This is a genomic window from Kitasatospora sp. NPDC023385, assembly GCF_055664045.1.
In genome coordinates, this window is sequence record NZ_JBVOOL010000003.1 from 436,700 (window position 1) to 458,148 (window position 21,449).

The 21,449-nt window shown below is 74.2% G+C and carries 19 protein-coding genes; 8 read left to right on the forward strand and 11 right to left on the reverse strand.

Features of this window, described 5'->3' with window-relative positions; genetic code table 11:
- Positions 1-56 precede the first annotated feature (56 nt).
- Both AC0B61_RS07980 and AC0B61_RS07985 read left to right on the forward strand, forming a co-directional pair.
- Positions 57-1,343, forward strand: a complete 1,287-nt coding sequence (locus AC0B61_RS07980; protein ID WP_471739736.1) for an MFS transporter — start codon at positions 57-59, stop codon at positions 1,341-1,343.
- A gap of 9 nt (positions 1,344-1,352) precedes the next feature.
- A complete protein-coding gene (locus tag AC0B61_RS07985) occupies positions 1,353-1,832 on the forward strand; it encodes a macro domain-containing protein (RefSeq protein ID WP_471739737.1) in 480 nt (159 codons plus the stop codon).
- Between the two features lie 83 nt (positions 1,833-1,915).
- Here the strand turns inward: AC0B61_RS07985 and AC0B61_RS07990 are convergent, their stop codons facing one another.
- Entirely contained in the window at positions 1,916-2,455 is a 540-nt protein-coding gene (locus AC0B61_RS07990) for a GNAT family N-acetyltransferase (protein ID WP_471739738.1), read from the reverse strand.
- A 32-nt stretch (positions 2,456-2,487) separates the two neighbouring features.
- Between AC0B61_RS07990 and AC0B61_RS07995 the strand changes: the two genes are divergently transcribed.
- Positions 2,488-2,628: a hypothetical protein gene (locus AC0B61_RS07995; protein WP_471739739.1), complete on the forward strand. Its 141-nt coding sequence runs from the start codon at positions 2,488-2,490 to the stop codon at positions 2,626-2,628.
- Positions 2,629-2,638: 10 nt separating this feature from the next.
- Positions 2,639-3,439, forward strand: a complete 801-nt coding sequence (locus AC0B61_RS08000) for a TetR/AcrR family transcriptional regulator (protein WP_471739740.1) — start codon at positions 2,639-2,641, stop codon at positions 3,437-3,439.
- Between the two features lie 130 nt (positions 3,440-3,569).
- Here the strand turns inward: AC0B61_RS08000 and AC0B61_RS08005 are convergent, their stop codons facing one another.
- From AC0B61_RS08005 to AC0B61_RS08035, 7 genes are all read right to left on the reverse strand, one after another.
- Positions 3,570-4,850, reverse strand: a complete 1,281-nt coding sequence (locus AC0B61_RS08005) for a GNAT family N-acetyltransferase (RefSeq protein ID WP_471739741.1) — start codon at positions 4,848-4,850, stop codon at positions 3,570-3,572.
- A gap of 40 nt (positions 4,851-4,890) precedes the next feature.
- Positions 4,891-5,412, reverse strand: a complete 522-nt coding sequence (locus AC0B61_RS08010; RefSeq protein WP_471739742.1) for a GNAT family N-acetyltransferase — start codon at positions 5,410-5,412, stop codon at positions 4,891-4,893.
- A gap of 114 nt (positions 5,413-5,526) precedes the next feature.
- Positions 5,527-6,810: a C40 family peptidase gene (locus AC0B61_RS08015; RefSeq protein ID WP_471739743.1), complete on the reverse strand. Its 1,284-nt coding sequence runs from the start codon at positions 6,808-6,810 to the stop codon at positions 5,527-5,529.
- A 279-nt stretch (positions 6,811-7,089) separates the two neighbouring features.
- On the reverse strand, positions 7,090-8,172 hold the full coding sequence (locus AC0B61_RS08020; protein ID WP_471739744.1) for a hypothetical protein: 1,083 nt from the start codon (positions 8,170-8,172) through the stop codon (positions 7,090-7,092).
- 89 nt (positions 8,173-8,261) lie between these two features.
- Entirely contained in the window at positions 8,262-10,103 is a 1,842-nt protein-coding gene (locus AC0B61_RS08025) for a threonine/serine exporter family protein (RefSeq protein ID WP_471739745.1), read from the reverse strand.
- Between the two features lie 345 nt (positions 10,104-10,448).
- Positions 10,449-12,803, reverse strand: coding sequence for a tetratricopeptide repeat protein (locus AC0B61_RS08030; RefSeq protein WP_471739746.1), 2,355 nt, complete (start codon positions 12,801-12,803; stop codon positions 10,449-10,451).
- Positions 12,804-12,867: 64 nt separating this feature from the next.
- On the reverse strand, positions 12,868-14,775 hold the full coding sequence (locus tag AC0B61_RS08035) for an ATP-binding protein (protein WP_471739747.1): 1,908 nt from the start codon (positions 14,773-14,775) through the stop codon (positions 12,868-12,870).
- A 274-nt stretch (positions 14,776-15,049) separates the two neighbouring features.
- Here AC0B61_RS08035 and AC0B61_RS08040 point away from each other — a divergent pair, with 274 nt between their 5' ends.
- Positions 15,050-15,373 (forward strand): hypothetical protein, encoded by a 324-nt coding sequence (locus AC0B61_RS08040; protein ID WP_471739748.1) that lies wholly within the window; start codon positions 15,050-15,052, stop codon positions 15,371-15,373.
- 118 nt (positions 15,374-15,491) lie between these two features.
- On the opposite strand, the gene AC0B61_RS08045 is transcribed toward AC0B61_RS08040, so the two are convergent.
- Entirely contained in the window at positions 15,492-16,697 is a 1,206-nt protein-coding gene (locus AC0B61_RS08045) for a TetR/AcrR family transcriptional regulator (RefSeq protein ID WP_471739749.1), read from the reverse strand.
- A gap of 233 nt (positions 16,698-16,930) precedes the next feature.
- Between AC0B61_RS08045 and AC0B61_RS08050 the strand changes: the two genes are divergently transcribed.
- Complete coding sequence (locus AC0B61_RS08050; protein WP_471739750.1) at positions 16,931-18,088, forward strand: acyl-CoA dehydrogenase family protein; 1,158 nt, start codon at positions 16,931-16,933, stop codon at positions 18,086-18,088.
- Positions 18,089-18,166: 78 nt separating this feature from the next.
- Here AC0B61_RS08050 and AC0B61_RS08055 read toward each other — a convergent pair whose 3' ends face one another.
- Positions 18,167-18,430 carry a hypothetical protein gene (locus tag AC0B61_RS08055; protein WP_471739751.1) on the reverse strand — a complete coding sequence of 88 codons (264 nt, stop codon included), beginning with the start codon at positions 18,428-18,430 and terminating at the stop codon, positions 18,167-18,169.
- 222 nt (positions 18,431-18,652) lie between these two features.
- Between AC0B61_RS08055 and AC0B61_RS08060 the strand changes: the two genes are divergently transcribed.
- Entirely contained in the window at positions 18,653-18,970 is a 318-nt protein-coding gene (locus AC0B61_RS08060) for a cupin domain-containing protein (protein WP_471739752.1), read from the forward strand.
- 129 nt (positions 18,971-19,099) lie between these two features.
- Here the strand turns inward: AC0B61_RS08060 and AC0B61_RS08065 are convergent, their stop codons facing one another.
- Positions 19,100-19,684 carry a TetR/AcrR family transcriptional regulator gene (locus AC0B61_RS08065; protein ID WP_471739753.1) on the reverse strand — a complete coding sequence of 195 codons (585 nt, stop codon included), beginning with the start codon at positions 19,682-19,684 and terminating at the stop codon, positions 19,100-19,102.
- 122 nt (positions 19,685-19,806) lie between these two features.
- Between AC0B61_RS08065 and AC0B61_RS08070 the strand changes: the two genes are divergently transcribed.
- A complete protein-coding gene (locus tag AC0B61_RS08070; protein ID WP_471739754.1) occupies positions 19,807-21,411 on the forward strand; it encodes an MFS transporter in 1,605 nt (534 codons plus the stop codon).
- Positions 21,412-21,449: the final 38 nt, after the last annotated feature.

The window sequence follows — 21,449 nt, forward strand, 5'->3', positions numbered from 1 at the left end:
CGCTGCGGCGAGGCTGTGGGACATCCCGCCCCCCTTCGTTCCTGCCCAGGAGCCCCATGCCCCCGCGCGCCTCCCTCGCCTCCTACCGGCGGCTGTTCGCAGCCCCCGGCGCCGCCGCCTTCACCCTGGCCGGACTGCTCGGCCGGCTAGCGCTGTCGATGACCGGCGTCTCCCTGGTGGTGCTGCTCTCCGAGCGGCGCGGCTCGTACGGGCTGGCGGGGTCGGTCTCGGCGGCCGGACTCGTCACCGGCGCGATCGGCATGCCGCTGATCGGACGGCTGGTGGACCGGTACGGGCAGGCCCGGGTGTCGGTGCCGGCCGCGCTGTACAACGTCCTCCCACTCGCCGGCCTGCTGCTCTGCGTCCGGCTGGGCGCGCCGGACTGGACGCTCTACCTCTGCTCCGCGGCCTGCGCCGCCGCCCCCAACCTCGGCGGCATGGCCCGCTCCCGCTGGGCCCACCTGTACCGCGACGACCCGGCCGCCCGGCACCTGGCCAACTCCTTCGAGCAGGCCCTGGACGAACTCTGCTTCATGGCCGGACCGGTGCTCGCGATGCTGCTCTGCACCACGCTCGTCCCGGAAGCCGGACTGATCACCGCCGGCACGCTCGGCACCGCCGGCACCCTGCTCTTCGCCGCCCAGCGGCGCACCGAACCACCGCTGCCGCCCGCCCCGGCGCCGGGGCGGGCCGCGACCGGGCAGCGGCACGGCTCCCCGCTGCGGGCACCCGGGCTGCGCGTGCTGGTGCTGACATTCCTCGCGACCGGCATGGTCTTCGGTGCCACCGAGATCACCACCGTGGCGTACGCCGACGCCCTGGGGCACAAGGCGGTGGCCGGAGCACTGCTCGCCCTCGTCGCGGCCGGATCCTGCCTGGCGGGGCTGCTGTTCGGCCTGCTGACGCCACGCCGCGCCCCGGGGGCGCGCTTCCTGATCGGGGCGTCCGCGATGGCCGGCGTGCTGTTGCTGCCGCTGGCCGCCGGACTCGGCGGCGCCGGACTCGGGGTGCTCGGGGTGGTGCTGTTCGCGGCCGGCACCGCCACCGCGCCGACCATGGTGACCGGCATGACGCTCATCCAGGGCCTGCTACCACAGCGGCAGTTCAACGAGGGCATGGCGATGGCCGTGTCCGGCATCGTGGTCGGCATCTCGGCCGGCGCGGCACTCGCCGGGACGATCGCCGAGCACGCCGCCCCCGGCACCGGGTACGCCCTGCCGGCCTCTGCCGCGGCGCTCGCGCTGCTGATCGCGCTGGCCGGGCGCCGGCACCTGCTGGCGCGACCGTCCTCGCCGGACGGTGCGGCGGAAAATTCCGAGCGGGTTGTCAGTGCCTCCGTCTAACTTCGAGTCATGGCAGGAATCACCTACGTCCGAGGCGATGCCACCACGCCCCAGGGCAAGGGCGTGAAGGTGATCGCGCACGTCTGCAACGATCTCGGCGGCTGGGGGAAGGGCTTCGTGCTCGCGCTCTCCAGACGCTGGCCCGAGCCCGAGGCCGCGTTCCGACGCTGGCACCGGGCACGGGCGAAGAACGACTTCGGCCTCGGCGCCCTCCAGGTCGTACAGGTCGAGCCGTACATCTGGGTGGCCAACCTGGTCGGCCAGCGCGGCATCCGGACCGGCCGCTCCACCGGGGTGCCGGTGCGGTACGAGGCGATCGACACCGGGCTGGCCGCGCTGGGCGAGCGCGCGCTCGAACTCGGCGCCTCCGTCCACATGCCGCGGATAGGCTGCGGACTGGCGGGCGGGCGCTGGGAGAAGGTCGAGCCGCTGGTCACCGCCAGGCTGACGGCACGGGGTGTCCCGGTGACAGTCTACGACTTCGACTGACCGGCCCTCGACCGGCCCACCACCTCGCGCCCGACCTCGACCTCGACCAACCTCAATCGACCTCGACCGATCCCGACCGACTTTCAGGACCTTGGCCGACCCGGCCAGGCGTACACGTACTCGGGCAGCACGAACCCACCCGGGAAGACACCTTCCTGCGCCCGGATCCGTACCGCGCCCTCGCGCTCGTAGAACGCGATCGCCCGGGTGTTGTCGCGCAGCACCTCCAGGACGAGCTCCGCCCCGGGGTGCCGCTCGGCGACGTGGGCCCGGGCCGCGGTCAGCAGCTCCCGGCCGATGCCACCGCTGGTCAGGCCGGGGCGCACGTGCAGGTTGTCGATCAGTACCCGGCCGTCCGGCTGCGGGACGAGGTAGATGAACCCGACCGTCTCCCCCGCCCGTTCGGCAATCAGCAGCTCGGGCGTGTTCTCCGGCCCGCCGTAGTCGGCGTCCAGGCGCAGCGCCCACAGCTCGCGCCGCTGGGCGGCCATCCCGTCGCCGAGGCCTGCCTCCGGGACGATCCCGCGGTAGGTGGTGCGCCAGCTGAGGGCATGCAGCTCGGCGATGGACTCGGCATCCCGTACGTCGCCGCGCCGGATGGCGGCCTTCCCTGAACTGATCATGTGACCAGCCTCCCACAGAGATGGAGTTGAACATGTTCAACCGAAACGTCTACAGTTCCGTCAAGCTTTTGAACGCGTTCGAATCACCGGGGGTGGTGTTCGTGGCACCGGGTGCGGAGGGGGCATCCGGTGCCACCAACACCGACACCGGCTGGAACCTCGTCTCCGGCTAGGCTCGTCCCCGTGGACGAGCTGGCAGCGACGAACCGAACGGACGGCGAGAGCGGTACGGCCGAGGCTTCGGCCGCGCCCGGCGCGGAGGGCGGGCCCATGCCCGGCGCCCGGGCGCAGCCGAAGACCGACAAGAGTGAGGCGACCCGGGCCCTGATCCTGGAGACCGCGATGCGGCTGTTCCAGGAACGGGGCTACGAGAAGACCACCATGCGCGCCATCGCCACCGAAGCGGGCGTCTCGGTCGGAAACGCTTACTACTATTTCTCGGCGAAGGAATTCCTGATCCAGGGGTTCTACGACCGGATGACGTACGACCACGCGGCGGACGCCAGGAATCGCATGGCCAACACGCGGGACTTCGCCGAGCGGCTGGAAATCGCGCTGACCTCCTGGCTCGACACGGCCGCGCCGTACCACGAGTTCGCCGCGCAGTTCTTCCGGACGGCAGCCGACCCGACCAGCTCGCTGAGCCCGTTCTCCAATGAGTCGCACCCGGCCCGCGCGACCGCAGTGGAACTGTTCCGCGAGGTGCTGCAGGGCTCGGAGCTGGCGCCGAAGCTGGACGCCGAGCTGGTCGAGCTGCTGCCCGACGTGCTCTGGCTGCACCTCATGGTCGTGGTGCTCTACTGGGTCTTCGACCGGACCGAGGGCACCGAGCGGACCCGGGAATTCGTCCGCCGGTCCACGCCCATGGCAGCCCGGGTCATCAACCTCTCGCGCTACCGGGTGTTCCGGCCGATCGTCCGCGACGCCAAGGGCCTGATTCAGGACTTCATCCTGCCCACCATCGGCAAGACGGCGGTCAAATAGCCTTTCCGCCCGCCCCGGAAGACCGGGAGACGACGGAGGCCGGCCCCACTGCGGGGCCGGCCTCCGTCGCGTCCGTGCGAATCCGCCCGAGTCTGTGGGAATCCGTGGGAACCCGCGGAATCCGGTCGGCTCAGAACATGTCCGGGTTCCAGGCCTGCAGCGGAGTACGCAGCAACAGGTCGGCGGCGGCCGCCGCCCCCGGGCGCAGTTCGGTGAGCAGTGCGGCCGCGGCCAGCCTCGGGGCGGTCTCCGCGCCCAGGTAGAGCGAGCCCAACGCGGAGGCGCCGACGGCGAGATCGGCGTCGTCCGTGGTCCGGGCGCAGCGGCCGGTGCCGTCCGCGGCGACGTCGAGCGCCCAACGGCCGGACGCGAAACCGAGCTTGTCGTCGACCTCCAGCACCACCCGGCCGGGAGCACCGTACGTCCGCGCGCCGAACGCGGCCTCGACGTCCAGCACCCGCAGCCAGGTGAAGTCGGAGCTGTCCTCGTGCGGGGTGGCCGCGCGCCGGTCCTGGAGCAGCAGCGGCAGGGGGTCGTCCGGGGAGGCGTTGCCCACCGCGATCCTGGCCACCCAGTCGACGGAGAGCAGGAAGCGCCAGAGCTCGACCGTGGTGGGCAGGTCGAGGGCGGTGAACTCCTCGACGATGAGCGTGCAGTCGGGGTAGTCGCCGTCCCACTTGTCGTCGATCCGGTAGCTCACCAGGCCGGTGACCGCGCCGTCGGCGTCCCGGTGGACGGCCGCGAACGGCTCCTTGAAGTCGAAGCCCGGCACCTGGACCTCGCCGGTGGCGCGCTGCCACCACAGCTCGTCGCGGTCGATCGCGCCCGGCTGGGTGCGCCGCCAGCGCTCGTGCAGGCCGGGCCCGAGTTCGCGCACCTCCGCCATCGTCACGAAGTCGATCCGGCCGCCGGGAACGCCCGGCAGGCCCTCGCGCAGGCCCCGGGTGCGGCGCAGGTCCACGCGCCAGCCGGCGCTGCGGGTGGCCGGCCCGAAGCCGAACCGGCCGTAGATGTTGTACTCGGCGGCGATCAGGATGGCGACCGCCGTACCGCGCTCGGCCGCGGCCGCGAGGTCCCGGCGCATCATCGTGCTGAGCAGGCCCCGGCGGCGGTGGGTGGTGCTGACCGTGACGTGGCTGATGGCATCGGCCGTGATGACGGCGCCGCCGGGGACGGTCAACTCGGCGTCATAGCTGCGGAAGGTGGCGATCGGGCGGTCGCCGTCGAAGCCGGCCAGCATCCGGCCCGGCTCCCACTGCCGGCGGCGCACGTCCGCCGCGCTGCCCACGTGCGGGCGCAGGAAGCCGAGGGTCAGGGCGCGGTCCCAGGCCGGCACCTCGTCCTCGGATACCGCCCGCACCCGGAGCCCGTCCGCGGTGTCGACGGCCGTGTGGTCGATGCTGTTGCCCATGGGGCCACCGTACGGCGGCGCCCCGACGGCGGCACCTGGTTTAACGCATGCCCGACCCGCCGTGCTCACCCGGCACCACCACCCAGTGGTTGGAGCGCAGGACACGGTCCGCGAAGGCCCGGTCGCGCTCGCCGAGCAACCGGAAACCGAGGGCCCGGCAGATCCCGTTGGACGGGCCGTTGGTGACCCCCGGGTTCGCGTGCACCGGCCCCCAGCGGCCGTCCTCGGCGGCGGCGTCCAGCACCAGGCGGACCGCCGCCTTGGCGAGGCCGCGCCCCTGGTACCCGGGCAGCACCATCCAGCCGATCTCGGAGACGGTCTCGCCGTCCTCCTCGTCCGACCAGAGCGTGACCGTGCCCGCCGCCTCGCCGTCCTCGGCGTCGTCCGGGACGATCATCCTGATCCAGGAGCTGTCAGCCGCCACCTCGACGAGGTCCTTGCGCAGCCGCGCCTCGACCCGCTCACGGGGCAGCGGCCCGCCCAGCCCGGCCATCATCACCGGGTCGCAGCGCATCCGGACGTACGCCTCGACATCCCCGGCCCGGACGTCCCTCAGCCTCATCACGCCTCCTCAGGAACGGTTCGAGCGGCAACGATAGGGCCTTCGTCGGACTTCCCTGGGGGCCGCCGGTCGGGCGGGCCCGGGCAGGGCCGGGCGGGGCGGACCCGGCCGGTGTCAGGGGCGGGCGTAGAAGTCCGGGGTGCCCATGATCCAGAGACTGGCCTGTTTGATCGGCATGCCCGCGCGCGGGGCCTCGATCATCTGGTCGTCGCCGATGTACAGCCCGACGTGGTGGATGTCCGCGGCGCGGCTGGTGTCCGTCCAGAAGACGAGGTCGCCGGGGCGGAGTTGGCGGTAGCCGATCGGGGTGCTCTGGGCGTACTGGTCGGCGGCGAAGTGGTTGAGCTGTCGGCCGCCCTGGCGCCAGGCCATCATGGTCAGCCCCGAGCAGTCGTAGCCGTCCGGGCCCTCGCCGCCCCAGACGTACGGCAGTCCGACCTTGGACTTGGCGAAGGCGACGGCGGCGGCCGCGCCTTCGGCGGACCACGGGCGCCCAGCGGGCGGGTCGGCGGTCGGCGGTGGGGCCGGGGCCTTGGCGGCGGCCGCTGCTTCGGCGGCCTCGGCCTCGCGGGCGGCCTTCTCGGCGGCGGCGCGGGCGGCGGCCTCGGCTTCGCGGGCGGCGATCGCCTCCAGGGCCTCGCGGCGCCGGCGTTCCAGCTCGACGGTGGTGTTCCGGGCGGCGGCCAGTTCGGTGAGCAGTCGCTCGCGGCGCCGGCCGGCGGCGGCCACCTCGCCCTGCTGGGCGGCCAGCCGCTGTTCCGCCGTCGCCCTGGCTGCGGCGACCTCGGCGGCGGCCTTCTCGGCGGCCTCGGTGGCGGAGCGGGCGGCGGCGGAGGCGTTCCGGGCGGCGGCGGCCGTGGTGGTGGCGGCGTCCAGGATCTGCCGGGTGCGCTCGCTGACCTGGCCGACCGCGGCGGCGCGGTCGCCCGCCTCGCGCGGGCCGCGGGCGCCGAGCAGGGCGTTGAGCGCGGACAGTTCGGCGCCCGCGCCCTGGCGGTACGTTTCGGCGGCGAGCCGGGCGGCGTCCTCGGCGGCGGCCGCGCGCTCGGTCTCGGCGGCGGCGGCGCGCTGCGCGGCGGCGCCCTCCTCGGTACGGGCCCGGGTGAGGGCGAGCTGGGCGCCGTTGTAGGCCTCGACGGCGTGTTCGGCGCCGCGCCCGGCCCGGTCCAGTTCGGCCCGGGCGGCGGTGAGCGCGGCCTCCAGGGCGGCGACCGATGAGGCCTTGTCCTCGGCCTCCGCGCGGGCGTGGTCGATCTCCTCGGCGGTCGGGTAGGGCACCTCACCCCGGGCCGGGCCGGTCGCCGGCTCGGGGTCCACCGGGGCTGCCTGGGCGGCGGGGAGCAGCCCGAACAGGGCGGTGAGGGACAACAGGAGGGTCGGCAGGAGCCTGCGCGCCACGAGACATCCCTTCTGACGGGTCCGGAGGGGACGGCGGCGGAGGACGCGCGGCGCACGGGTGGGCGGGGCCGGGCGGCAGGGGATCCGACGAATCATCCCATCGCGTGACAGAACGGTCACATGACGCTCATGTTCTCAACTCCGACGGCCCTCACGCCGGGAAAAGCGCTCCGCCTGTCGAGTGACCATCAGATGATCCGACCGAGGCTCACCTTCAGCCGGACGCCCGAGCTGGACATACGAGGTAGACGACCGGGGACGACACACGAGGTCGACGGACTACCGGTGGATCCGGCGGGTGTGCGTCCGTAGCCGGGGGTGTCGCGCGGGCCGGCGCTCCAGGCCGGTCGGGCCGACGGCATAGGTGCGGCTGCGCCCGGCCCGGACCGCACGGCGGCGCTGCTGCGCCCGGTGCGAGCGGACCGGACCGGCCGTCGAGGCTCCGTACGGCTGCCCCTCCCCGGCCGGGGCCTGCGGCGTCGCCCCGGCGGCGGCCGCCGAGCGGCGGTCGGCCAGCCGGGCCCGGCGGCGGGCCAGCGCCCGGGCGGCGTGCGCGTCGAGGTGGGCGCTGGCCCGGGCGGCCATCTGCTCGGCCACCCGGTGGGCGGCGGGGTGGTTGGCGGGCACCTTGTCGGGCGCGCCGGCGATCAGGTCGAAGAGCCAGGTGCGGGCCCGGTCCGCGCGCCGGTGCAGCAAGCGCTCGCGCCGCAGCGCACGCGCCCGGCGCCGGGGGCGCGTGGTGTACCGCCAGCGAGCCCACGGGCTGCTCGGTCGGGCCAGCCGGACCGCGCCGATCCAGGACAGGCCGGGGACCATGATCCCGAGCAGGCCGGTCCACACCTTGCCCTTGAGCAGGGTGATCACCGAGGCCAGCGTGTTCACGGAGATCACCGTGATCAGGCCCCACCGGGTGTCCTCGCCGGGAGACGCGCCGAGCGGGACGTACCCGGTCAGCAGCAGGGCGGTGAACAGGATCCCGAAGATCACGGCGTCCACCGACTTGCGGCCCTGCTCGCTCCAGTAGACGTCGTCCAGGTGCAGGATCAGCGCGAACTCGTCCAGCACCAGGCCGCAGCCGATGCCGAAGGCCAGCCCGAACCAGTCCATCCACGGCTGCCCGCCGTAGGTGGCGAACACGCCGATGCCGCCGAGCAGCAGGAAGCCCAGGCCGAACACCATGTGGTGGATGTGCAGGCCGCCGGGGGTCACGTTGCCGGGCCACCAGCGCACCTTGGCGCGGATCATCCGGACGCTGAACCGGATGAAGACGAAGGAGGTGATGAAGCCGACCAGCAGCAGGAACAGCGGTTGCTTGTGCGCGTTGACGATGTGCTCGCGGTAGCTGTCCAGCAGTGTGGTCATGCGTCTTACCTTCGTTCCTGGTCCTGCGTCCTGCCTGCCGCGACATGGCCCGGGGCCCGAGGAGGCGCCGACACCGGTCAAACGCGCGGTCAGAACCCTCGGGTGCGCTTCGCCGCCCGACGCGGCACCGCCGGGTAGAGCGACGGGAGCTCGGCGCCGACCGGCAGTTTCAGGAACAGCCGGGCGATCTCCCCACCGAGGTTCACCCCGATCGCCAGCGCCATCGCGATCGCCGCCGCCCGGAAGACCGACACCAGACCGGTGCTGGAGTGCCCCTGGGCGAAGGCGAGCATCCCGAGGTAGAGCGCCGAACCCGGCATCAGCGGGCCGATCGCGGCGGTCACGTACGGCAGCGCCGAGTCGTTGCGGGAGCGCGCCATCAGCTGGCCGAAGAGGCCGACCAGGCCGGCCGCCACCCCGGTCGCCGCGATCGGGTTGACGCCCGCGTTGTAGACCAGCGCGCCGTAACTGGCCCAGCCGATCCCGCTGTTGACCGTGACCAGGGCGAGCGTACGGCGGTCCGTCTGCAGCAGCGTCGCGAAGGCCAGCGTCAGCACCATCGCGGCGACCATCTGGACCGGCGGGGAGCTGACCCCCGCCAGGCTCTCGTCCGGCCGCAGCTTCGCCTCGAAGCCGACGCCCAGGTAGAGGATCACCATCACGCCGATCACGATGCCGGCGACCAGGTAGACCACTTCCAGCAGGCGGGCCGCGGCGGTGATGTAGAAGCCGGTCAGGCCGTCCTGGACGGCGGCGACCAGGGCGCGCCCGGGCAGCAGCGCGAACAGGCCGCCGGTGATCACGACCGAGCCGCGCAGGCCCCAGTCGTTGAAGGACAGGATGATCCCGGAGGCCGCGGCCGGCATCGCGGCCGCGACGAACTGGTAGAACTCCGGCAGCCGCCGCTTGGCCAGCGCGGAGGCGAGCCGGTCGCCGAGGACGGCCGCGACGAAGGCGCTGGCGAAGACCAGCCACGCTTTGTCGTCGATCCGCCCGCCGACCAGGAAGGTCGCCGCGCCGGCCAGCAGGCCGGTGGTCAGGGCGAGCATCCAGGCCGGGTACGGGTGCCGGTTGCGGCGGATCCGGGCGAGCCGGCGGTAGGCGTCGTTGACCGACACCTTCTCCGCGGTGATGTCGGCGACCAGCTCGTACACCGCGTTCAGCCGGGTGTAGTCGGAGGTGCGGCGGCGCACCACGCGGTCGGCGGTGACCGGCGGCTCGACCAGCGAGGGCTGGTGCGAGATGCCGATCAGGGTGAAGGTGACCTGCGGTTCGCAGTGGTCCAGCCGGTAGGCGTGCGCGATGCCGAGCATGGCCGCCTCGACGTCCTCGGCGGCCTCGCCGCTGGCCAGCAGCAGCTCACCGATGCGCAGGGTCAGGTCGAGGATGCGGGGGACGTTACGGGCGGCGCCCGCGGAGGGGTGCAGTTCGCGGGCGGTCCGCTCGAAGGCGGGCCGCTCGGACATCGGGGTGCGCAGCAGGGTGCGCATCCGGTCCGGCCAGGGCGCCTCGCCGGGGGCGCCGGGGGTCAGGTCCGAGATCGGGATGCCGGTGGGCGGGGTGTAGCCGGCCGCCCGCCACTCCTCGGGGGTGAGGGTGTCCTCGGCGACCGAGCGGCGGCGGGCGGGGCGCTCGCCCTCGGGGCGGCGGTCCTGCTCCGGACGCCGCCCGACCGTCAGCTCGGGGTGCGGCCCGAACGCCGAGCCGGTCGGCGAATCGGACGGCGAGCCGGTCGGCGAGCCGGTCACCGGCTCGGGGTGGGGCTCGGGCGCGGGCTCCGGAGCAGGCACCGGCGCGGGCGCCGGCTCGGGCGTCAGCAGGCCCTTGGTCTCCAGGACGGGCGGAACGAACGGGACGACGGTGGTGTGATCGACAGGCGGGGCGGGGTGGCCGAGCAGGCCCTCGGTGGGCGGTGCGTCGGCGGGGTGCACCGGCTTCGGGGGTGCCTGCCGTGCCTGACGGGCCGCCCGGCCTCCCCTCGCCCGCTTGCCCGCACCCGGTCGGCCCCGCTTAGGCACTTCCGCTCCTCGCCACCCCTGGTGGCCGCCGGCCACCGCTCGATCTCGGGTTACACCTTGCCTGATCGAACAGCCGGACGCACATGTACGCGACGTCCCGTGGCCGGGGCGGCGGGCACCTCCCCGGCGTGGTGGCGGGCGGCCGGGGCTGCACCGGATCCGGACGAACGGGATCCGCCCCAGGACGTAGCCGGTACGAAGCGGGCCGGCATGATCGCCTTGGGCCCGGGCCCCGCGCGGGGCCGGGGAACCCTCCGGTCAGAGGCCGTAGCGCTCGGTGATCTCCTCGTGCCGGGCGAGGTCCGCGCCGGCCGCCTCGGCCAGGGCCGGCCAGGCGAGCGGGTGCGGCCAGTCGCCGGTCAGCCGGTGCAGCAGGGCGTCGGCTTCGGCGGCCGCGGCGGTCGGCGGCACCCCGAGGGCCGCGTATATCCCGGGCAGCGTGTCACCGTCCCCGGCCGGGTCGGTGATCCGGTACTGGTCCCCGCTGTACGCCCAGACCGCGTACCCGGCCTCCCGCAGCTCCTCGCGCAGGGCGTCCCACCGCTCCTCGCCGGGCCAGCCGCCGTCGATCCAGTAGGTGGTGTACCCCGCCGGGTCGAGCAGGGTGACCATCTCGAACACCGGGCGCCAGCGCCGCTGCTCCTCCTCGGGGGCGTCCTCGGCCGGCGGACGCTCCAGGAGTGCCGGGGCGAAGACGACCACGTCGCCGTGGTTGAGCGTCAGGTCGTCGCCGAGCACGGGCAGGATCCGGGCGGTGGCCGGGCCCGTCCGGACGGCGGGCAGGTCGGCCGTCGCGCCGTTGGTGCGGACGGCGCGGACGGTGACCAGCTGCCACTCCTCGTCCACCGGGCCCTCGGGCTCGTCGAACTCGATGCCGAGCAGCGCGCCGGTGGAGCGGACCGCGGCCCAGTCCCGGTTGGCGCTGGCGGCGGTGATCAGGTGCCAGAGGTCGGGCTCCTGGACCGTCCGGTGGTCCTCCTCCGGGGCGTCCTCGGCGGGCACGGCGCGCTCCAGCAGCTCCTGGTAGTACCGCTGCGCGGTGGGGTGGTCGCCCAGCTCGGTGGCGGCGCGGGCGGCGAGGCGGCGGGTGTTGAGCACCTCGTCGTCCAGCGCCAGGATCGCCTCGCACTGCTCCAGCGCCTCCGCCCAGCGGCCCTCGGCGGCGGCCCAGCGGGCGCGGGTCCAGTGCGCGTCGGCCGGGGCGGTGGCGGCCGTCCGGTCGGCGAGGCGGCGCACCCCCTCGCCGTCCCGGGCCTGGATCAGCGTCTCGGCGAGCGCGCCGGCCAGCTCCCGGTCGCCCGGGGCGGCCTCCAGCCGCTGCCACAGCAGGTCGGCGGCGGCCCGGGCGTGGCCGAGGCCGCCCAGCACGGTGGCCAGCAGCACCGCCAGCCCGGTGGCGCCGGCCGGCTCGCCCCGGTAGCCGTCCAGGGCGACGGAGAGCAGGTCGGCGCCGGTCTCGTAGGGCACCCCCGCCTCGGCCAGGTGCGCCGTCAGCTCGCCCGGCGGGACGGGCAGCCGCGGCTCCGGCAGCGCCTCGGCGGCCGCGCGCAGGGCGGCGACCTCCTCCGACACGCCGTCGGTGCGCCGCAGCTTCGTGAGCTTGCGCTCGCCGGTGGCGGCGAGCGTGAGCGCCACCGTACGGGCACCCCGGGCGAGCGCGAACCGGCCCGCGGCCAGCAGCAGGTCCACGCAGGGGCGGTGCGCGCCGACGCCGTCCAGGTAGCCGACCCAGCCGGCCAGCACGGCGCCCAGCTCGGCGTCGTTCTCCCAGGCGTCGGCGGCGACCAGCAGCTCGACCGTCTGCGTCCACGCGGGCCGCAGGTCGGCGTGCTGCTCGGCCTCGGCGCGGTCGGGGAGCAGGGCGAGCGCCTCCTCCGTCCGGCCGAGCGCGGCGAGCGCGCGGGCCCGCAGCAGGGCGCCCCAGCGCTGGTCGCGCTCGTCCAGCTGGCGGCCCTGCGCCTGCTCGGCCTGCTCGGCCGTCGCCAGCAGCTCCAGCACCTCCTCGTGCCGGCCCAGCAGGTGCAGGGTGCCGGCCCGGGCCTGGTGGAAGCGGAGCGAGACCGGCTGGCCGGCCGCCCGCATCCGGTTGGCGGCGGTGTCCAGGTAGTCGAGTGCCTCGGGCGCCCGGCCGTCGTCCTCCAGGGCGTCGGAGTACTCGCGGGAGAGGCAGTCGTAGCAGGCGCGGCCGGGATCGATGCGGCCCAGCGTCTCGCCGACCACCTCCAGCCGCTCGGTCACGTACCCGGGGCCGTCGACCCGGGCGTGGCAGATCGCGAAGTCCTGCACCACGCAGACGGACTGCGGGCAGCCGGCGGTCTCCTCCCGGTGGGCGAACTCCAGCAGCTCGACCGCCTCGGGCATCACCGACTCGCCCTGCTGGCGCTTGTTCAGCAGGTTCTGCATCCGCCAGTGCCGCAGGTAGACCTCGACCCAGGGCAGGTCGAGCGCCCGCGCGGCGGCGACCGCCTCCGGGTAGAGCGCGTCGAGCTGGTCGTTGCGCCCCTCGGTGGCGTGCTCGGGCAGCTCGATGATGGCGTCGGCCAGCCGGTGGTGGCCGGCCTCGGCGAGTTGCCGGTGCGCGTCGCGCACCCACGCCCAGATGTCGGTGGTCATGCTTCGTCTTCCCCCTGCGTCGTGCTGATGAGTTGTCTACCGCGGACCACTGACAATCCGTCCGTCACACGTCGTCCGAGCGGGCGCCGGGACTGTCCGGCACGTCCGAGAGCGCGCCAGGGCTGTCCGGTACGGCCGGCAGGCCGACCGGGACTGCGGCGGTCAGCGCCGAGACCGCGGTGGCGACGCCGGTCAGCGCGGCCGTGAGGTCGCCCTGGGCGGGGCCGGACGACGCCGCCGCCATGATCACCTTGAGCGAGCGGAGCAGCCCGGCCGCCGTGGCGCTTCCGGTGTGCCCGGTGCGGTAGGCCGCGAGCAGGTCCTGGACCGCCGGGCAGGCCAGGTTGAGGTAGAGCCGGGCCTTGACCTCGCCGTCGGTGCGGGCGGTGAAGGCCCGGGCCAGCCGCAGTGCGGCGGACGGGATCCGGGCGTCCGCCTGGTCGTCCTCGATCCGGGCCTTCAGCTCGGCCTCGCGGTCGGGGACCAGCACCAGCGGCAGGCCCGGCGGGTCGAAGCGGGCCGGGACGAGCTGTTCGCCCGGGTCGGCCAGGGCGCCGGCCAGCCAGGCCGACTCGTCCGCCGGCAGCGGGCGCTCCGGATCGCGGAACAGCTCGCGGTTGCCCTGCTCGGAGCCCAGCTCGACCAGCCGGCAGCCGCGCAGCTGGGCGTAGCGGCGCAGGAAGGGCAGGACGGCGTAGCGGTCGCCGCGCGCGATCGGCACCCTCATCGCCCGGTACAGCATCTCCTCGAAACCGCCGCCGCTGCCGAGCGCGACGTGCACCGCTCCCCCTCCGGCGGCGCGCAGTGCCCCGGCCGTGAGGTCGCCCTGCGAGGTGGGCACCGGGACGTCGTCGGCGAGCAGGGTGAACAGCCGGTCGTCGCAGAGCGCGGCGCCGAGCAGGTCCTGGCCGTGCCGGGTGAGGATGCGGCGCCAGGCGGCGGGGTGCAGCCGGGCGGTCTCGTACAGGCCGTCCACGATGGCGTCGGCGAGGGTCTTCTGGAGCGCGCGGTAGTGCTCGTCGCGCTGGAGGTCCTCGCGGCTGGCGGTGGGGGTGAGCCGGCTGGACTCGACCACGCCGCCGATGAACCCGGCCCAGCCGGGCAGCAGGTCGCGGGCGTCCTCGGCGAGGAGCATGCCGCGCAGGTAGACGGCGAGGTCGCGGTTGTCGCTGCTGCCGTAGGTGCCGCCGTCCTGGACCCAGAGCAGGCCGACCGCGTCGGTGCCGCCGTCGACGGGGTGCACCGGGAAGGCGGTCAGCGGCTCGAAGCGGCGGCCGAACGCGGTGGCGAAGCGCATCCGGGCCGCGTGCTGGTCGCCCGCCACCCGCTGCCGCCAGGGCACCTCGACGGAGTTGACCGGCTGCTCGTCCTCGCCGACGTGGACCGGGATCGGCAGCAGCACGCAGTAGCGGCCGAGGACTTCGCGCAGGACGTCCTCGTCGGCGAGGTGGGAGTGCTCGGCCTTGAGCGTGAGCTCGACCACACTGCCCGGGCGGGGCCGGGCGGGCACCTGCTCGACCCGGTACTGCTCGCCGCCGCGGCTGCGGTAGCGGTGGCCGAGCTGCGGCTCGCGGTGCGAGGTGGTGGTGACGGTGACCTCGTCGGCGATCGAGAAGGCGGAGAGGAAGCCCAGCCCGAAGGCGCCGATCAGCTCCTGGTTGCCGGTCAGTTCGCGCAGCATGCGGGTGTAGCCGGTGCCGACGGTGGCGAGGTAGGAGTGGATCTCGGGCTCGGTGAGGCCGGCCCCGGCGTCCTCGATGGCGAGGGTCCGCCGGGCGGCGTCGGCGCGGACCCGGATCGCCGGGCGGTGGTCGCCGTCCGGGTCCTCCAGGAGCCGGCGGGTGTGCGAGTCGTGGGCGTTCTGGACCAGTTCGCGCAGGGCGACCAGCGGGGTGGAGTAGAGATGGGTGGCGAGGACGTTCACCAGACCGCCGAGGTCGACCTCGGTCGTCCGCAGTTCTTCGGCAGGCATGGGCTCGGGCGGGGCACCTTCAGACATGGGTCCTCAGTGTGCCAGTGCGACAATCCGTCGACCATTTCTTTCTCCTCGGCACTTACCTGACGAAATGACGGAATCCGGTCAACTGTGAATTGGCTGGACCCCACCATCGGAGGAATTGCCACCCGTTCGGTGGAGTTCGTCCATCCCCCTGGTGAATGCTGATCGGGCGACGTCAGGCAACGGCGCTTCGGAGCGGCCACTCCGGACCGCGCCACCATTCGCACTTCCAGTCAGGGAGACCAGCGTGTCCCGTATTCGCGCAGCCGCCGCCGTCACCGCCCTCGGAGCGTTCCTCCTCGTCGGCGTCGGTGCCGCCACCGCGCACGCCGACAACGGCGCCGCCGCGATCGACCACTCCAACGGCGCCGTCGTGAGCAACACCGGCTCCGGCAACATCGTCGGCAACGTCCACGGCAACGTGGTCAACACCCAGCAGACGGCCACCGGTTCGGGTGCGAGCAACCAGAACAACGGCCTCGCCGTGACCGGCAACGGCGGGAACATCGGCGCCCTGCAGGGCAACGGCAACGTCGACGCCCAGGTGTACTACCCGCACGTCCTCTACTAGGCCTGCTTGGCCTGCCAGGCCTGCACGCACCGGCTCCACCGGGCCGGGTGTCCACCCCGTCGGCACCGGGGGCGGGCGCCCGGCCCGTGCCGCGCCCGGAGGCGCGCACCTCAGGACGTCACGTCGGGGCCTTGTCCAGCCCAATCCCGGGACAGCCCCGGGACAGCCCCAGGACGGCCCCGCCGAGGCGCAGCAGGCAGGCGCCGAGGTCCGGCCGGGCACTGTGCGGGCGGTTCCGCACCCCGTCGTTGACCAGGGCGAACATCGCGTGCACCCGGATCCGGGCGGCCGCCGCGTCGCACTCCGGACGCACCTGCCGCAGCAGGCCCACCCAGGTGCGCAGGAAGTCCCGGCGGAAGTCCACCGCGGCCCGGCGGTCGGGCGGGGCCAGCCGCTCCGTCTCGCTGAGCATCGCGCCCAGGTAGTCACCGTTGCGCAGGGCGAAGCCGACGTAGGCGCCCAGCCCGGCCGCCAGCGCGTCCTCCGGGCCGTCCGCGGCCGCGGTCGCGCCGTCCACCTCGTGCCACAGACGCTCCCGGCTGCGCACCAGCGAGGCGGCGAGCAACTGGGCCTTGCTGTCGAAGTGCCGGTACACGCTCGGCCCGGAGATCCCGACGGCGGCGCCGAGTTGGTCGGTGCTGACGTTGTCGAAACCGCGCTGGTGGAACAACCGGACGGCCGCCGCGAGCAGTTCCTCCCTGCGCACCTGCGGCCTCGGCTCCGGCACCGGTGCGGGCGTGGGCACCGACCCGGCCGTGGGGCCGGCGGCCGGAGCGGCCAGCGGGACGGCGAGGACGGCCGCGACCAACTCCCGCAGCAGCGCCTCGGCCCGGCGCGGCTGCGGCACGGCCGACTGGTAGGACAGCCCGGCGCAGGCCGACAGCGCCGACCAGCAGAGCAACTCGGCGTCCTCAGAAGGCAGTTCGGGGCGCTCGGCACGCAGCAGGGCGACCATCCGGGCGACGTCCGCGCGCAGTTCGCGGCGCAACGCGGCCCGCCGGGCCGGCGGAAGCAGCCGGGCGTCGCGCTGCACCAGGGTGCCGAGCGGACGGTGGCCGACCGCGACGGCGGCCAGCGCCGCACCGGTCTCCTCGACGGTACGGGCGGCGCGCAGGCCGTCGGCGAGCGCGTCCAGGCCCAAGCGGAGGGCGCGGTCGAGCAGTTCGGGCTTGCCGCGGAAGTGCCGGTAGAGCGCGGGTGCGGTGATGCCGACCCCGGCGGCGACCTCGGTCATCGAGACCTGGTGGTAGCCGCTGCGGTGGAAGCGGTCGGCCGCCACCGCGAGGATCTGGGCACGTCGTCCGGGCGGCCGTCGGACCACCATGGCGGGCCTCCCTCACAGACTTCGCGAACGTCGAAAGGGACGTCGAAAGGGACGCCCGAAGGAACGTCGACCGAAGGCTAGCAAGGATTCACTTGGCACCCGCGCCGGCCTGCCTCGCCGGGCCGCCCGACCCTGGACAGCCGAAGCTACCGGGGATTAACTTGTGGAGCCACCACCTGGCCCGTTCCGCCCCGCCGGCAGCTCCGGCCGGCACCGTCGAAGGGAGCGCCGCCGTGCGCCGCACCGTGTTCAACGAGGACCACGAGGCCTTCCGGGAGACCATCCGGGACTTCATCGCCAACGAGGTCGTGCCGGTCTACGAGAGCTGGGAGGCCGACGGCCACCCGCCGCGCGACTTCTACCGGCAGCTCGGCGCCCTCGGCGTCTACGGCATCGAGGTGCCGGAGGAGTACGGCGGCGCGGGCGAGAGCGGTTTCAAGTACCAGGCGGTGATCGCCGAGGAGACCGCCCGGGCGGGCGTCAGCTTCGGCTCCTCCGGCGTGCACACCGGGCTGGTGCTGCCGTACCTGCTGGAGTACGCGAACGAGGAGCAGAAGCGGCGCTGGCTGCCCGGCTTCGTCTCCGGCGACATCATGACCGCGATCGCGATGACCGAGCCGGGTGCCGGCTCCGACCTCGCGGGCATCACCACCACCGCGCGGCTCTCCGAGGACGGCACCCACTACGTCCTGAACGGCGCCAAGACCTTCATCACCGGCGGCGTCCTGGCCGACCTCGTCCTGGTGGTCTGCCGCACCGCCCCGTACGACGCGGAGAACCGCCGGGCCGGCCTGTCCATCCTCTGCGTGGACACCACGTCCGCGGGCTACACCGTCGGCCGCAAGCTGCAGAAGATCGGCCTGCGCACCTCGGACACCGCCGAACTGGCGTTCAACGACGTCCGGGTGCCGGTGGAGAACCTGCTCGGCGAGGAGGGCCGGGCCTTCGCCTACCTGACCCACAACCTGGTGCAGGAGCGCCTGGCGATCGCCGTCGGCGCGTACGCGGCGGCCGCGGCGGCGGTGCGGTTCGCGGTGCAGTACGTCAAGGACCGCAAGGTGTTCGGCAAGGCGGTGGCCGAGTTCCAGAACACCAAGTTCACCCTGGCCGACTGCGAGGCCCAGGTGGTGGCGCAGCAGTCGATGGTGGACCGCGCGCTGGAGCTGTACCAGAGCGGCGAACTGACCGTCGCCGACGCGGCCGCGGCGAAGCTGTTCTGCACCGAGTCGGCCTCCACCGTGATCGACAAGTGCCTGCAGCTGCACGGCGGTTACGGCTACATCCTGGAGTACCCGATCGCCCGGCTCTACACCGACAACCGGGTGTTCCGGATCTACGGCGGCACCAGCGAGGTCATGCGCAGCATCATCGCCAAGTCGCTCGGGCTGTAGCCCCGTTCAGGTCCGACAGCGCGGCGGGCCGCACCCCCATGGCGGCCCGCCGCTCCGTCGAGCGGCCGACGGGGCCGCTCAGTTGGGCGAGCCGTGCTCGCTGCGCCAGGCCTCCCAGCCGGCCGTGGAGGCCACCCGCGCCTCGCGCAGGGCCCGCTGGGCGAGCGCGGTCGGCGGAGTCTCCAGGTTGCGCACCCAGCCGCGGCCAGCCGTGATCAGTGCCGCGCACACCATCGTCGCCCCGGTCGCGCTGAGCACGGTGCCGATCGCGGTGAGCACCGCGCCTCCGGTCAGCAGCGAGCGGTTGACCCGGAACCCGTTGAAGATCTGGTTGGTCGCCATGCCTCCACGATGCGGGCAGTCGGCGGGGCCTGCACCTCGGGCCGGCCAGGTCCGGCGGGGGCCGGCGAGGTTCGGCGGGGGCCGGCCAGGTTCGGCGAGGGCCGGCCAGGTCCGGCGGGGGCCGGCCAGGTCCGGCGAGGGCCGGCGAGGGCCGACCGGCTCCGGGGTGCGGGACGCCCGGACGTCCGCGACCCTGGGCACACGGACCGAGGAGGCGGCGCGATGCCCGATCTCGAACAGCTCGCGGTGGAGCACGCCGCCCTGGCGACCGAGAGCACGCACGGACGCAGCGCTCACCTGGTGCTGCACGACGGCGCCCTGCGGCAGACCGTGATCGCACTGACCGCCGGGACGGCGCTGGACGAGCACAACCCGCCCACCGCCGGGAGCGTCCAAGTGCTGCGCGGCCGGGTGTCGCTGACCATCGCCGGACGGCGGCTGGAGCTGCCGACCGGACGGCTGGAGCCCGTCCCGCAGGAGCGGCACGGGCTGCTGGCACACGTCGACTCCGTGGTGCTGTTGACCGCCGTCACGGCCTGACACCCCGGCCGCCTGACGATCCGGCCCGACCTCGCGGCCTGGTGTCCCGGCCCTACCGCCCGGCCCCACCTCCTGGCCTGACCTCGCGGCCTGGGCCGCTCCCTCAGGAACCGCCCGACCGGGCCCGGCTCAGCCGCGGTTGAGCACGCTGTCGCTCACCAGCCGCAGCCCGCGCAGGAAGTCCTGCCCGCTGGGCGCGAGTTCCGGCGCGGCCAGCCACTGGGCGCAGTAGCCGGCCAGCAGGGTCTGGTAGAAGGCGCCGCGGGCGGCCTCCTCCTCGGTGTCCGGCACCTCGGGCAGCCCTTGGAACACCGCGGCGAGGCCGAGCCGCCCCTCCCGCTGCGCTTCCGCGAAGGCCTGTGCCAGTTCGGGGGCGTGCGCGGCCTGGGCGAGTGCCTCGAACTGCGCCGCCCAGAGGCCGCGGTGCTCGACGAAGACGTCCCGCAGGCCGTTCCAGACGGCCGCGAAGCGCACCTCCGGATCGTCCGACACCCGGCCGGCGGCGAGCACCACCACAGCCAGGGCCTCCCCCATCTCGCCGATCGCCTCGATCATCGCCGCGTTGAGCAGCGCGTCCTTCGAGCCGAAGTGGTAGCCGATCGCGGCGAGGCTGACACCGGACGCGGTCGCGATGTCGCGGGCGGTGGTGCGCCCGTAGCCCTTCTCGTACAGGCAGCGCTTGGCGCCGTCCATCAGGTCTTCGCGGTTTCCCATGCCCCGATCCTACGGAAGAACTGCACAAGCGTCTTGCACGGATGTATGACACGGACGTCTGGGACGACCGATTTATACGTACGTACTAGACAAGCGTCTGACACGCCCGTACCGTCCTCCTCATGACCGCAACCCCCGGCCGCGCAGGCCGTCGCGAATGGATCGGCCTGGCCGTCCTCCTGCTGCCGACCCTCGTCCTCGCCATGGACATGGGCGTGCTGTTCTTCGCCGTCCCGTACATCTCCACCACGCTGGCGCCCAGCGGCACCCAGCAGCTGTGGATCATGGACATGTACTCGTTCCTGCTGGCCGGGCTGCTCATCACGATGGGCTCGCTGGGCGACCGGATCGGCCGCCGCCGGCTGCTGATGATCGGCGCCACCGGCTTCACCGGCGCCTCGCTGCTGGCCGCCTGGTCGCACGACGCCAACCAGCTGATCGCGGCCAGGGCCCTGCTCGGCATCGCCGGAGCCACCGTGATGCCCTCGACCCTCGCGCTGATCCGCAACATGTTCCACGACCCCAAGCAGAGGCAGATCGCCCTCGGCGCCTGGGGCGGCGTCCTGACCACCGGGGCCACCCTCGGCCCGGTCGCCGGCGGCCTGCTGCTCGGCCACTTCTGGTGGGGATCGGTCTTCCTGCTCGCCGTTCCGGTGATGGCCCTGGTGCTGCTGACCGCGCCCGTCCTGCTCCCCGAGTACCGCTCCGCCCCCCGCACCGCGGGCACCGGCCGCACCGGCCGTTTCGACCTGCTCGGCGCCGGGCTCTCGCTGGGCGCGATCCTGCCGCTCGTCTACGGCGTCAAGACCCTCGCCGTCGAGGGCTGGAGCCTGCTGCCCGCGCTCGCCCTCCCCGTCGGTCTGCTGCTCGCCGCCGCCTTCGTCCACCGCCAGCGCACCGCCGCCGACCCGCTGCTCGACCTGGGACTGTTCCGGATCCGTACCTTCACCGGTGCGATCAGCGTCAACACGATCGCGATGTTCGCGATGATGGGGTTCTCCCTCTTCACCTCCCAGTACCTGCAGCTGGTCAAGGGGATGAGCCCGCTGACCGCCTCGCTCTGGTCGCTGGTGCCGAGCCTGGGCGTCGGCGCGGCGGTCGGGACCAGCTCGGCGCTGGCCGGCAAGGTCCGCCCGGCGATGCTGATGGGCTGCGGGTTCCTGGTCGGCGCGGCGGGCTTCGCGATGATGACGCAGGTCGGCGCGCACTCCCCGCTGGCGCTCATCCTCACCGCGGCGGGCGTGCTGGCCGCCGGGACGGTCGGCACCATGACGATGACCGCCGAGATGGTCGTCTCCGCCGCCCCGGTCGAGCAGGCCGGCGCCGCGGCCGCCACCTCGGAGACCGCGGTCGAGCTCGGCAGTTCCCTGGGCATCGCCCTGCTCGGCGCGGCCGGCGCCGCGGTCTACCGCCACCAGTTGGACGGCGCGCTCCCGGCGGGCGTCCAGGGCGAGGCCGCCCGGACCGCCCAGGACACCCTCGGCGGTGCGGTCACCGTCGCCGCCCACCTCCCCGGCCGGCTCGGCGCCGACCTGCTGGAGACCACCCGCACCGCCTTCACCGACGGCCTGCACGTCGCCGCCGGGGTCGGCGTGGTCCTCGCCCTCGGCGCCGCGCTCCTGGCCTACCGCCTGATGCGGCACCTCCCGGCCGGCACCCCGACCCCCGCTGACGAGCCTGCCGCCGAGCCCGCGGCCGTCACCGAGCCCGCGGCCGTCATCGCCTGATCCGGCCTGATCCGGCCGGCCCCGTCCCCGCTCCCCTG

Bases quoted from the DNA above. Each gene is read 5' to 3' on its own strand.
- AC0B61_RS07980 (WP_471739736.1), top strand. From the start codon at position 57: ATGCCCCCGCGCGCCTCCCTCGCCTCCTACCGGCGGCTGTTCGCAGCC.
- AC0B61_RS07985 (WP_471739737.1), top strand. From the start codon at position 1,353: ATGGCAGGAATCACCTACGTCCGAGGCGATGCCACCACGCCCCAGGGC.
- AC0B61_RS07990 (WP_471739738.1), bottom strand. From the start codon at position 2,455: ATGATCAGTTCAGGGAAGGCCGCCATCCGGCGCGGCGACGTACGGGAT.
- AC0B61_RS07995 (WP_471739739.1), top strand. From the start codon at position 2,488: ATGTTCAACCGAAACGTCTACAGTTCCGTCAAGCTTTTGAACGCGTTC.
- AC0B61_RS08005 (WP_471739741.1), bottom strand. From the start codon at position 4,850: ATGGGCAACAGCATCGACCACACGGCCGTCGACACCGCGGACGGGCTC.
- AC0B61_RS08010 (WP_471739742.1), bottom strand. From the start codon at position 5,412: ATGAGGCTGAGGGACGTCCGGGCCGGGGATGTCGAGGCGTACGTCCGG.
- AC0B61_RS08020 (WP_471739744.1), bottom strand. From the start codon at position 8,172: ATGACCACACTGCTGGACAGCTACCGCGAGCACATCGTCAACGCGCAC.
- AC0B61_RS08030 (WP_471739746.1), bottom strand. From the start codon at position 12,803: ATGACCACCGACATCTGGGCGTGGGTGCGCGACGCGCACCGGCAACTC.
- AC0B61_RS08035 (WP_471739747.1), bottom strand. From the start codon at position 14,775: ATGCCTGCCGAAGAACTGCGGACGACCGAGGTCGACCTCGGCGGTCTG.
- AC0B61_RS08045 (WP_471739749.1), bottom strand. From the start codon at position 16,697: ATGGTGGTCCGACGGCCGCCCGGACGACGTGCCCAGATCCTCGCGGTG.
- AC0B61_RS08055 (WP_471739751.1), bottom strand. From the start codon at position 18,430: ATGGCGACCAACCAGATCTTCAACGGGTTCCGGGTCAACCGCTCGCTG.
- AC0B61_RS08060 (WP_471739752.1), top strand. From the start codon at position 18,653: ATGCCCGATCTCGAACAGCTCGCGGTGGAGCACGCCGCCCTGGCGACC.
- AC0B61_RS08065 (WP_471739753.1), bottom strand. From the start codon at position 19,684: ATGGGAAACCGCGAAGACCTGATGGACGGCGCCAAGCGCTGCCTGTAC.
- AC0B61_RS08070 (WP_471739754.1), top strand. From the start codon at position 19,807: ATGACCGCAACCCCCGGCCGCGCAGGCCGTCGCGAATGGATCGGCCTG.